An 11,822-nucleotide genomic window follows, 5' to 3' on the forward strand; every position below is an offset into this window, starting at 1 on the left:
GCCTTTATGTCGGATACGTGTTGATGCTTGCCACGATAGCAATGCGTGCGTATTCGAGCGGTTCAACCCGTTGGCTAAGGGCCTTCACTTGATTACTCAAGCAGTCGAGTGATCGTGCTCTCGTGCTCTCGTGCTCTCGTGCTCTCGTGCTCTCGTGCTTCTCGGCCTGAGGGGCGAGGTAGCAAGCTCCTGCAGCGTTTCGAGTGGCCCCGTCACGGGGCGCCTTCGTCGGCTAAACCGCCAACCCGTCAGCGCGCGAAATTCGCGCACCGTATCAGTGTCTGGGCGTATCGGGCAGTTCCACGGTGATCCAGTAATCGTCCAGAAGGGAGAGCAGCCGTGTGAAATCCTGGCCTGCGGTTTCTTTGACGACATAGCCCGCCACATGGCTGCTATAGGCCTGATGGATGTCTCCGGGATCTCGGGAGGTCGTGAGCATGAAGCAGATTAAATTCTGCAAGGCAGGCTTTGATCGAATGATCTCAACCAATTCGAGCCCGGTCATTTTCGGCATATTGATGTCGATGAGTGCGATGAGTGGCGTCGGCACGTGAATATGCGGGTGTGTGTTCTCAAGGATGGCCAGAGCCTCTTCCCCGTTCACGGCGCGCACGATTTCGTTCTTGATGCGGGCTTTGTGAAATGCGCGGCGCACGGCCTTTGCCTCAAAATCATCGTCCTCAACGAGAAGGATATTTGCCTTCTGCAAACCCTCCATCGCGTTTTCATGCAACATTTTGTACCTCCTCCAAATTTGGTTTTGGCCAGGTGAAAACGAACTCTGCACCGTTGCCATCGCCTTCTGAAATCACTTTGATCGACTGACCAAGGACCGCGAGGTGCTTGGCGACAAAAGCGAGACCCATCCCGCTGCCCTCGACTTCGTCCTTGGATTTCAGGGTGCGGAACAGGCCAAAGATAGCCTCCTGGAATTTCGGGTGAATGCCGGGGCCATTGTCCTTGACTGAAATCTCGAAGTGATCGCCTTGATCCTTGAGCGCCACGAGAACATGGCCCTGTGCCTTGTCATTGTGCTTGAAGGCATTGGACACCAGATTGAGCAAAACGACCTGCAACGGCATCTGGTTCATCTGCGCAGCAAGGAAGTCCTGCGAAAACTCGAGCTGAGTATCCTGGCCGGAGCCGCAAAGATCGGCAATGTTATGCGACAGATCCAAACCGGACATGATGTTGGATTTTGGATCAAAATCCCTTGTCCCGATCTTGGAGTGCGCAAGCAGATCGTCCAGCAAGCCAGACATCCGCAGGATGCGGGATTTCATGTAGTGAAGATGCTCTGTGGTTTCCTCTGTAAGATGCTCCTCGAGATCCTCCTCAAGCCAGGTTGCGGCGTGAGAGACTGCTCTCAGCGGGGCTTTCAGATCATGCGAGGCCACATATGCAAATTCCTCGAGATCCTTGTTGGACCGGTTGAGCTGCTCGATCAGGTCCTTTTGAGATTTCGACATCGCCTCGCGTTCCGTCACGTCCCGGATCACCACCAGCGCCAGTTTTTGCTCGGCCTCCCTGAGCAGGGCGAGGGTAACTTCGAACCAGTTCGAGCTGCCATCTTTTGCGTCTCTTTTGCCGCGGCATAATACGGCCTCCGCAAAATGTTTTCCGGCGTTGCCGGAAGCCAGAAGTTTGACTTTGGCCTCAATCGCCTGGGCGTCCCCTGAGGCGAAGTAGTCCGTTAGGGTGCTCTCCCCCATGACGACCGGGCCAAACAATGCACCAAAGGCCGCGTTGGACTGCTGGATCAGGCCATTGGAGGTGACCAAAACCATTCCATCGGTGGTGCCGTCAAAGACTTGGCGAGCGTCGGATTCCTGGCTGCGCAGGCGGGTGATCAGACCTTTGAAGGATTGCGCGAGATCGCCGACCTCATCCTCGAGATGGATGGGGAGAACGGGATCCTGCCCGGTTTCTGCTGATGCGAGAATACTGCCGCGCATGGTTTGCATTGGCGCCAGTGCCGTTTCAATGCCGCGTCTCGCAAAGGCGTAGCTGCAGAAAATGAGCAAAAGCCCCAAGACGATGAGATTGAGTGTGCTGAACGGCAGTATATTGGAAAAGAAATGCCGCTCCTTGATCAGTGTGAGAAATACGCTGTGTGTGGCTGAGCTCACGCTCTCGAGCTTGAGGGTGATGTATTCCGCGCCCTCGTTCACGAGCCGGAGCGGCTGCTCTGCATTGGCCCGGGATAGGTCGGTGCGCACGATTTCTGGCAATCCAACAACCGTGCCGCCGTGATACTGTCCCGATTGCGCCTCTGCATCCCAGACGTAGCTGCTCCCCTTGGAGTTATGTATGACGAAACTTGATGCCAGATTGAGCGGCTTGTACGCGACTTGGTTATGTTTCAACAGGTCGACGTTGATAACGATAAAGCCAAATCTATGACCCTCGAATTTGTAGCCTGCCGGTTCCAACACGGGCACAAGCACCCGATACATCAGGGTTTTGGGTTCCTGGATGATGCCATTTTCGCGGTTGTAGGAGGGAGGCAGCGGTACTGCCTGACCGATGGGAACAGTCCGCGCAGCCTCGACATAGGGTTCGTTTCCCTTTTGCTGGAGCCGATCATCAGGAACCCGCTCTATCCGTTCCCCGACTTTGTCAACACGCAGGATCTCCTGAGCGTTGTCCGCAAAGCCGACAAAGCGGATTTGCAGGTAATTCGGGCGAAGCGCGTGAAACGAGGAGAAAATCGTTGTCAGCCGTTCTTTCCATTCCTCGGTGGAATCGCCACTCACTGGGTCGATCCCATTATTGTAATGCGCCCTGATCAATGCAGCGACCGGGGGCATATTCGCAAGGATTTCGGCGTCGGTAATGATGGCCGCGGTGGCATCCGCACTCGCGCGGCTGATTTTGTCGGCCGTTTCCCGTGTTAGAATGTTGGCATGCTGCAATTCAAGGTTTCGGGTGACCAAGGCGCTGGCCAAGGTGAGGGACGTCACCGCTGCAACGGCCACGATCACGGCAATTTTGCGCACCTTTGCGCTGATCGACTTTCTGGCGGAGCTGGTCAATGTCCGAGAACCTATGTGAGCGGCGCGCAAGACATCTCATTGAGGCTTGCATTGGAAAGCCTGCGCAGGAGTGGTCAAGCAAAGGTTAACACAGCAGGCGCAAAGGACGATATTGCGCTATTGTAACGCTTTATGTGGTCTTCGGGGAAGCCTTCACCAAAGAGCCCGCGGACAGGATCGGTTGCGTTTTGCGCCTTGTGCGACGGTGCCTTGGGATTGTCAGGCGCGCGAGAGTAGAGTTGATGCATGCGAACATGCACGATCTGCGAAAAGCAACTCTCTTGGGATAAAGGGGAAATGGCGCACCTGAGAGGATTCGAACCTCTGGCCTCTGCCTTCGGAGGGCAGCGCTCTATCCAGCTGAGCTACAGGTGCGTCTGTCTGCGCGATATACGCGGCTGTGAAAACCACTGCAATCGAAAAATCACCGTCTCTGATCATTCATTGAATTTCCAGTGAATGATCAATGAGTTCCGCAGCGCATGCAAAAAAATCTGCCGCGAACAGAGCGCAGGCTAGGCGAGGGCTTGGGCGGGCCCTATCATGCCTGACACAGGTTCAGGACCACGCTGCGCGTGCAGCGAGGCTCCGATTGCAATCGGATGGGGCGCTGTTAGCCGCGCCAGCTACGGACCACGCCGCAGTCCATGTGTACGAAGTTCGAGCCATAGTAGCGCCCGACGCCACCCGCTTTGCAGGCCTGAGCGGCTTGCGCCATCTGGCTGACGGTACGGGTAGACAGACGCAGGTCTGCAGCCTGACCCTTCATGTGAAGCGAGTTCTTGGCCACACCACGCGAGCGGCTGCGCAGCATCGCATTGGTCTGCGGGCTCCGGTAGCCGGAGAGCAGCAGGTAGGGTTCGTTCACTTCAAGAAGGTTCGACGAGGCCGCCATGATGTCAATCGTGCGCAGGTCGATCGCCTTGACCTGATCATTGCGCCAGTCGCGCATGAAGTGATTGATCTCTTTCACCGCGTCCTTGATGTACTTGCCATCGATCCAATAGATCATGTCCAAGCGCTCGCCTGTGCGACCGGAGTACATACGAATGCGGCGGATGTCGCCACCTCCACGGAGGAAGCCGGCTGCCTGTGAGTAGGTTGGGGCTGCTGCGACTGTTGTGGCCGCAAATGCCTTTAGGAGTGCTCGACGGGATAACCCGGTAGTTTTTTCTGTCATCGTGATGAGCGTTGTCCCATACGCTTTTGTTTTCACACGTCCCGAAGTTTCGGGAAATTTGCGCTATTTCGCGCGAGAACTGTATGGCACAGCGAGAATCGACTGCCAACTGATGAATGATTGATTAAGACAGAGGGGCGTTTTTTCGGCAAAAATTTGCGCAAAAGGGGAGGGAGTGAGCTATTTTCCCCCTCATGCGATGCGCGTTTCTGCGTCAATTGGGGTTTCAAAGCATCACTGCGCCGCCTTCGGGTGCCGGTGAAGCAAATGTGAGTGGACTTGCAAGGGTCTCGTTTACCAACACTCGGATACAGTCTAACTGGACGTCTGCGTTACATACTGGAGTTTTTCAACAATGCCGCTGGCTCGCGCCCCGAAATTTGCTTCGTTCGTCACTGGTGGAATTTTTGCCGCCGTTCTGGGGACGACCCTGCTTTTTGCTGAAAAGGCCGAGGCGGCGAGCACCGGGTTTCGCCAAGCGGTTGCCGAGATGGCGTGGGAGGACGAGGCGGTCTCCAGCTATTACCGTCAAAACCAATACGCCCCCCTTTGGACCGCAGACACACCAGAGGCGACGGCGCGGCGCCGTGCCCTGATGCAGGCGCTCGAAGAGGCCTCCATGCATGGGCTGCCTGATATGTCGGCGCGGGCGGCGGACCTCGTTGAACAGATGCGCAACGTCCGTTCCACCCGCGATCTTGGCGCGGTCGAGGTTGCTCTGAGCCGGGCCCTGGTGGACTACGCAACGGACTTGCAGACCGGTCTGATCGACACGCCCGTCCGCATTGATGAAGGCATCGTGCGGGAAAAGCACAAGGTGGATGCGACGCGTTTCCTCGAGGGGATTGCGACCGATCGCCCGGCAGCCTTCCTGCAGGATCTTGTTCCGACCTCCTCTCAATATCGTGCACTGCTGCGCGAGAAGATGCGGCTTGAGGCGCTGCTGCAGGCTGGCGGCTGGGGCGCAACCGTTCCCGTGCGCAAGATCGAGCCGGGCGACACGGGCCAGAGCGTGCTTGCCCTGCGCAACAGGCTGGTGTCTATGGGCTACCTGGCGCCCACGGCGACACGCAGCTATGACCTTGATGTTGAGGACGCCGTACGCCGGTTCCAGTCTGAACATGGCCTCGAAGTCGATGGCGTCGCAGGCGAGGGCACACTCAAGGAGCTGAACCGCCCGGTTTCGGATCGGATCAAGTCGGTTCTGGTCGCCATGGAGCGCGAACGCTGGCTCACCCCTGAGCGCGGCCTGCGTCATATCCTTGTGAATCTCACGGATTTCTCGGCCAAGATCATGGATGAGGGTGAAATCTCCTTTGAGACGCGCTCTGTGATCGGCAGCACCAAAAGCGACCGCCGCACGCCCGAGTTCTCGGACGAGATGGATCATATGGTGATCAACCCGAGCTGGTATGTCCCGCGCTCGATCATCACCAAGGAATATCTGCCCAAACTCAAGAATAACCCCAACGCCCACAGCTATATCGAGATCACCGATAATCGGGGTCGGGTGGTCAATCGAAACAACGTGGACTTTAGCCAGTTCACCGCGCGCAGCTTTCCGTTTGCCATGCGCCAGCCTCCGAGCAGCCGCAATGCGCTTGGTCTGGTCAAGTTCATGTTCCCGAACAAATACAACATCTACCTGCATGACACCCCGCAAAAGCATCTCTTTGGCCGCGAGGTGCGCGCCTTCTCGCATGGCTGCGTCCGTCTGCATCAACCCTTTGAATTTGCGTACGAACTCTTGACGCCTCAGACGGAGAACCCAAAGGACTACTTCCACCGGGTGCTGAACAGCGGCAAGGAAACCAAAGTGCCGCTGGAAACCAAGGTGCCGGTGCATCTGATCTATCGCACCGCCTTTGTGTCGCAGGATGGCCGCGCCGAATTCCGCCGCGATGTCTACGGACGTGACGCAAAGATCTGGTCCGCTTTGGAGCGGGCAGGGGTGGCACTTCCCGGCGTTCAAGGCTAAGTCTCAGGCCAAGATCCGCATTTGGAGGGATGGCCTGATGTTCACCGTTCGTGAAATTGCCACGGCACTTGGCGCGCAGGCGGCGGGTGATCTAGACCTCAAGATCACACATGCCTCAGAGCCCCAGGATGCGGGCGCTGAGGCGCTCGCGATGGCGATGTCGCCGCAATATGGCAAGGCCCTGACACAGGGCAATGCACGCGCCGCCCTTGTCTGGGAGGGCGCAGACTGGCAGGCCCTGGGTCTAGACGCTGCGATTTTTGTTGTCCGACCGCGACTCGCCATGAGCGGTGTCACCCGCATGCTGGACCGAGGTCAGCGCTTAGCTGTGGGAATCCATCCTTCTGCCGTCATCGACCCCTCAGCCGAGATCGGCGCGGATGTCACGATTGGGCCTCTTTGCGTGGTTGGACCGGACGCCAAGATCGGGGCGGGGTCGCTTATCGGGGCGCATTGTTTCATCGGCGCGGATGTCACAATTGGTCCAGAGGCCACCCTGCGGGAAATGGTGTCGATTGGTGCGCGCGTCACCATTGGTGCGCGGTTTCGCGCCCAGCCAGGCGCGCGGATTGCTGCGGATGGGTTTTCCTATGTGACGCCCGAGACCTCTGGCGTCGAGAATGCCCGAAAAACGCTTGGAGATCAGGGCGACACCTCCGCCCAGTCCTGGGTTCGGATTCATTCGCTCGGCTCGGTGCGGATCGGCGACGATGTAGAGATCGGCGCAAACTGCACCATCGACAATGGCACCATTCGGGACACTGTGATCGGCAATGGAACCAAGCTCGACAATCAGGTGCATGTAGGCCACAACTGCAGCATCGGCAATGATTGCCTGCTCTGCGGCCAGACTGGCCTCTCTGGTTCGGTCGATATTGGCAACAACGTTGTCCTTGGCGGGCAATGTGGCGTCGCCGACAACCTCTTTATCGGTGACCGCGTGATTGCGGGAGGAGGCACCAAAATCCTCTCGAATGTTCCGGCCGGGCGAGTGATGATGGGCTATCCTGCGGTCAAGATGGACACCCACACAGAGATGTACAAAGCCCAGCGCCGTTTGCCGCGCCTGATGCGCGATCTCGATGCGTTGAAAAAGGCTGTTTTCAAATAGCGGCGCAGTCAGTAAACCACAGGCAATCTTATCTCCCGCAGGAGCCGCCCTATGAGCACGCAGGACAAGGTCATCGCAATCATCGCAGAGCAGGCGGTGTTGGAACCTACGGATGTTTCTCTCGACAGCACGCTGGAAGATCTTGGCATTGACAGCCTCGGACTGGTCGAAAGCATCTTTGCGATCGAGGAGGAGTTTGACATCTCGATCCCGTTTAACGCGAATGAACCCGAGCAGAGCGATTTCGATATTTCAAATGTCGCAGCCATTGTGGCCGGGATTGACAAGCTGATCGCTGAAAAGGGCTAACCGCCCAGAGCGCCATCGGACAAGAGGATTTGCGATGAAACGGGTTGTGATTACCGGCGCCGGGACCATCAACGCGCTGGGGCATTCGGTCGCCGAAACCTTGGAGTCCATGCGTGAAGGGCGTTGCGGAATTGGCGAGTTGGACTTTCGCGATGTTGATCGTCTTGCGATTAAGATAGGCGGGCAAGTCCAGAACTTCGAAGCAGAAGGTCGCTTCAATCGCCAGCAGATGGTGCTCTATGATCGGTTCACGCAGTTCACCTTGGTGGCGGCCTCTGAGGCGATCCGTCAATCCGGTCTCGAGTTCACCGGCGACTTGGCTGCGCGGTCCGGGGTCGTGCTGGGAACGGCAGGTGGTGGTGTCTCGACCTGGGATGACAACTACCGATCGGTCTACGAGGATGGCAAGAATCGCGTGCATCCTTTTGTTGTTCCGAAACTTATGAACAACGCCGCTGCCAGCCATGTGTCGATGGAATACAACCTCAAGGGGCCGAGCTTTACGGTTTCTACCGCCTGTGCGTCCTCAAATCATGCGATGGCGCAGGCCTTTCAGATGGTGCGCAGCGGCATGAGTCCCGCCATGGTCACGGGTGGGTCTGAATCGATGCTCTGCTTCGGCGGGGTGAAGGCGTGGGAAGGACTGCGCGTGATGTCCAAGGACGCCTGCCGCCCCTTCAGTGCCAACCGCAATGGCATGGTGCAGGGCGAGGGTGCTGGGATCTTTGTGTTTGAGGAATATGAACACGCCAAGGCCCGCGGCGCGGAGATCCTGTGCGAAGTGATCGGCTACGCCATGAGCTCGGATGCGGCCGACATTGTGATGCCCAGCAAACAGGGCGCGGCGCGTGCAATCTCGGGCGCGCTCAGGGATGCTCAGATCAACGCCAGCGACGTGGGGTATATCAACGCGCATGGGACCGGCACCGCCGCCAATGACAAGACCGAATGCGCAGCTGTTGCGGATGTCTTTGGGCCGCATGCTGATAACCTCATGATTTCGTCAACAAAATCCATGCATGGTCACCTTATTGGTGGGACGGGCGCGGTAGAGCTTTTGGCCTGCATCATGGCGTTGCGCGACGGGGTGATCGCGCCGACCATCGGCTATGAAGAGGCCGACCCTGAATGCGCGCTGGACGTGGTGCCCAATGAGGCGCGAGAGGCCAAGGTAGACGTGGCCTTGTCAAATGCCTTTGCCTTTGGCGGCCTCAACGCTGTGCTAGCGCTGCGTCGGGTCTGACGGTCAGGGCTGAGACCTGTCCGAGCGCACAGTAATCTTCTGCCGGGGCTCAAACCCGCCAGACCTCATATCGACCAGACATTAAAAAGCCCCGCCTGATTGATATGTCAGGCGGGGCTTTTTGTTGTTAGGCCAGAGGCTTACTGCTGGACAACGTCGACGGCGTTATAGCCTGCGGTAAAGCCTTTGAGCGACATCGGCACGGAGACGGTGGTGTCCGGTGCTGGCGCCGGGCGCAGGCTGAAGATGGCCTGGCTACCTTGTTTGAACGCGTTGATATCGGCTTCTGTAAGGCCGATCTGCGCGATGCAGCCAGCGGTGTTGCAGAAGGAGAAGTTATAGCGCTTGCCCGGAGCCCCATCGACGGAGACGGTCAGGCCTGCAGGCAGCAGGGTTTCAAGCGGTGCAATCACGGTTGCGCCTGCCACAGCCTGCCCACCGGTCTGTTCAATGCGAAAGAGGGAGACTTCGGCGACCGGGCCACCTTCTTCGTCGAGGAGAACCTGCAACAACGAGCACGGATCATCGCCGGACTGGGTCCGGACACAGGCCAGATCCCAATCGCCAAATTTTTCTTTGGAATATCGCTGACCAACCTGAAGCGCAGCCTCCGCAGGGGTTCCCAGATCGAGCAGTTGATCTGCAGAAGCCGTAGGGGCGTCTGCGCTTTCCTCTGCGGTTTGATCGGCGGTGTCCTGATCTGTCGTCTCTTGCGCCACCAGCGGCGACGCCGCAAGAAGAAGTGCGAGAGAGACGGAGCTGAGGGATTTCAACATAAATGCCTCTTCTGTTTGAATCTGTCCTCGCCGTTTACCACGCTATCCCATGAGTGTCAGGCGAATAAGCGGGCGGGCCCAAACATATCCCTGATTTCCGCCGATTTGCAGCTGAGTTGCGTCTTGATCGGCCGCCGTCATCGCGTCTGACCTGGCAAGGGCGTGTTTTGTGGGATTGGTCGGGCGAGGGCGAACACACTGTATACGGGTGCACCGAAAAAAGGGGGCCGAAGCCCCCTTTTTGCGTCTACATCTCCCCGTCGGACTGGCCGACTTAGTTATTATTCAGAACGTTACGAGCGAAATCGCCATCGGTCAACATGGAATAGAAAAAAAATGATCCCAGACTGCTGCGCGGCGTTTTACGGTCCAGTTACTGTGAAAATATGACAAGCTGGCTGCAGTCTGGCGAAGGTTTCGGCGATGAGGCAGAGAGCGAGATAAAAAAAGGCCGTGCGCGAGGCACGGCCAGTCTGACAGGGAGGAAATGTCCGATGACTCAACCGCATTCGAGCCAACGGGCATCTTCACGCTGGCACATAAAGGTTAACATTGTATTTTGATCCGGGCGCAATTTGGGGAGATACACGGGCATGGCAGAAGAAATATTCGTCGGTGGCGGAGGGGACGTATATGGCGATCCACAATACCTCACGTTGAAATATGCCAACCGGCACGGTCTGATTGCAGGCGCAACGGGAACCGGTAAAACCGTTACACTTCAAATTCTTGCCGAGAGTTTCTCGAATGAGGGCGTGCCGGTCATCTTGGCGGATGTCAAAGGAGACCTGTCGGGACTGGCGCGCGCAGGCAGCGAAACGGCGGAGTTGCATGCACCTTTCGTGAAAAGAGCGCAAAAAATTGGATTTACCTCTTTTTCCTATCACGACACGCCCGTCACCTTCTGGGATCTCTTTGCACAACAGGGCCATCCGATCCGGACCACGGTTGCCGAAATGGGGCCTTTGCTGCTGTCGCGTCTGCTGGAACTCAGCGAAGCACAGGAGGGCATCCTTAACATTGCCTTCCGGCTTGCGGATGAGCAGGGGCTTCCGCTGCTGGACCTCAAGGATCTACAAGCGCTGTTGGTCTGGGTCGGCGAGAACCGCGAAAGCCTGTCCCTGCGTTACGGCAATGTCTCCACCGCTTCGATCGGCGCCATCCAGCGCCGCCTGCTGGTTCTGGAGAACCAGGGCGGGGCGCAGATCTTTGGCGAGCCGGCCTTGGATCTTGAGGATCTGATGCGCTTTGATGCTGCGGGTCGGGGCATGGTGAACATTCTGGCCGCGGATAAATTGATGGCGTCTCCAAAGCTTTACGCGACGTTCTTGCTGTGGCTATTGAGCGAGCTGTTCGAGAGCCTTCCTGAAGTCGGAGATCCGGAAAAGCCCAAGCTGGTGTTCTTTTTCGACGAGGCGCATCTCCTGTTTGAAGACGCACCCAAAGCCCTCATCGACAAGGTGGAACAGGTCGCACGGCTGATCCGCTCCAAGGGGGTTGGGATCTATTTTGTCACCCAGTCTCCGGACGACATTCCTGAGGATATTCTGGGGCAGTTGGGCAATCGCATTCAACATGCGCTGCGTGCGTTTACGGCGCGGGATCAGAAGAAGCTGAAGCTTGCCGCAGAAACCTATCGTGCAAACCCGCGTTTTTCGACCGAAGACGCCATCCGTGAGGTCGGCGTCGGCGAGGCCGTGACCTCCATGCTTGAGAAAAAGGCCGTACCGGGCGTTGTGGAGCGGACGCTTATTCGCCCGCCCTCGAGCCAGCTTGGACCGATCACCGAAGAGTTCCGCAGGAGTGTAATGCAAGCGTCTGATATGGCGGGAAAATATGACAAGTCTGTTGATCGCCATTCAGCCTATGAAATCCTGAAAGAGCGGGCGGACAAAGCCTCGAGAGAAGCGGCAGACGCCGAGGCGCAAGCTGAAACAGCGCCTGATCCGGTGGTGCGTGAGTTCAGCGCCGCGCGGCGTTATAGCGGCAGTCGTGTGGGGCGGTCCACCTCGCGCCGGATCGGCGGCGGTGACACTATTGCCTCCGCCATGTCCGAGGCGGTGATCAAAGAACTGAAAGGCACCACCGGGCGGCGCATCGTTCGCGGGATTCTGGGCGGGCTCTTCAAGGGGCGCTGATGTAAAAAGAGCCGGAACCTCAGTGGGTTCCGGCTCTTTCTTTGTCTGTGAT

Annotated in this window: 9 protein-coding genes and 1 tRNA gene; 5 read left to right on the forward strand and 5 right to left on the reverse strand. The window is 57.6% G+C overall.

All coding sequences use genetic code 11. The features are described from left to right. Positions 1-274 precede the first annotated feature (274 nt). From ACZ1HH_RS05985 to mepK, 4 genes are all read right to left on the reverse strand, one after another. The gene (locus ACZ1HH_RS05985) at positions 275-736 is read right to left on the reverse strand and encodes a response regulator (RefSeq protein WP_011538554.1); all 462 of its coding nucleotides are present in this window, start codon (positions 734-736) and stop codon (positions 275-277) included. Continuing rightward, the gene (locus tag ACZ1HH_RS05990; RefSeq protein WP_472636137.1) at positions 726-3,035 is read right to left on the reverse strand and encodes a sensor histidine kinase; all 2,310 of its coding nucleotides are present in this window, start codon (positions 3,033-3,035) and stop codon (positions 726-728) included. The genes ACZ1HH_RS05985 and ACZ1HH_RS05990 overlap by 11 nt, the downstream gene beginning before the upstream one ends. Positions 3,036-3,333: 298 nt before the next feature. Further along, positions 3,334-3,410: transfer RNA gene (locus ACZ1HH_RS05995), tRNA-Arg, on the reverse strand. Between the two features lie 238 nt (positions 3,411-3,648). Beyond that, complete coding sequence (mepK, locus tag ACZ1HH_RS06000) at positions 3,649-4,215, reverse strand: peptidoglycan L,D-endopeptidase MepK (RefSeq protein WP_416368368.1); 567 nt, start codon at positions 4,213-4,215, stop codon at positions 3,649-3,651. Positions 4,216-4,570: 355 nt separating this feature from the next. Here mepK and ACZ1HH_RS06005 point away from each other — a divergent pair, with 355 nt between their 5' ends. Genes ACZ1HH_RS06005 through ACZ1HH_RS06020 form a run of 4 tightly spaced genes read left to right on the forward strand, consistent with a single transcriptional unit; the run spans position 4,571 to position 8,856 of the window. Then, on the forward strand, positions 4,571-6,193 hold the full coding sequence (locus ACZ1HH_RS06005) for a L,D-transpeptidase family protein (RefSeq protein ID WP_487320426.1): 1,623 nt from the start codon (positions 4,571-4,573) through the stop codon (positions 6,191-6,193). A gap of 37 nt (positions 6,194-6,230) precedes the next feature. Then, positions 6,231-7,304: a UDP-3-O-(3-hydroxymyristoyl)glucosamine N-acyltransferase gene (gene lpxD / locus ACZ1HH_RS06010; RefSeq protein WP_472636138.1), complete on the forward strand. Its 1,074-nt coding sequence runs from the start codon at positions 6,231-6,233 to the stop codon at positions 7,302-7,304. 51 nt (positions 7,305-7,355) lie between these two features. Next, positions 7,356-7,613, forward strand: coding sequence for an acyl carrier protein (locus ACZ1HH_RS06015; RefSeq protein WP_472636139.1), 258 nt, complete (start codon positions 7,356-7,358; stop codon positions 7,611-7,613). A 34-nt stretch (positions 7,614-7,647) separates the two neighbouring features. Then, a complete protein-coding gene (locus ACZ1HH_RS06020; RefSeq protein ID WP_011538560.1) occupies positions 7,648-8,856 on the forward strand; it encodes a beta-ketoacyl-[acyl-carrier-protein] synthase family protein in 1,209 nt (402 codons plus the stop codon). Between the two features lie 140 nt (positions 8,857-8,996). Here the strand turns inward: ACZ1HH_RS06020 and ACZ1HH_RS06025 are convergent, their stop codons facing one another. After that, a complete protein-coding gene (locus ACZ1HH_RS06025; protein WP_011538561.1) occupies positions 8,997-9,632 on the reverse strand; it encodes an invasion associated locus B family protein in 636 nt (211 codons plus the stop codon). Positions 9,633-10,225: 593 nt separating this feature from the next. On the opposite strand from ACZ1HH_RS06025, the gene ACZ1HH_RS06030 reads away from it, so the two are divergent. Beyond that, positions 10,226-11,770 (forward strand): helicase HerA-like domain-containing protein, encoded by a 1,545-nt coding sequence (locus ACZ1HH_RS06030; protein WP_472636140.1) that lies wholly within the window; start codon positions 10,226-10,228, stop codon positions 11,768-11,770. Positions 11,771-11,822: the final 52 nt, after the last annotated feature.

Source organism: Epibacterium sp. HA2-3 (assembly GCF_055693725.2).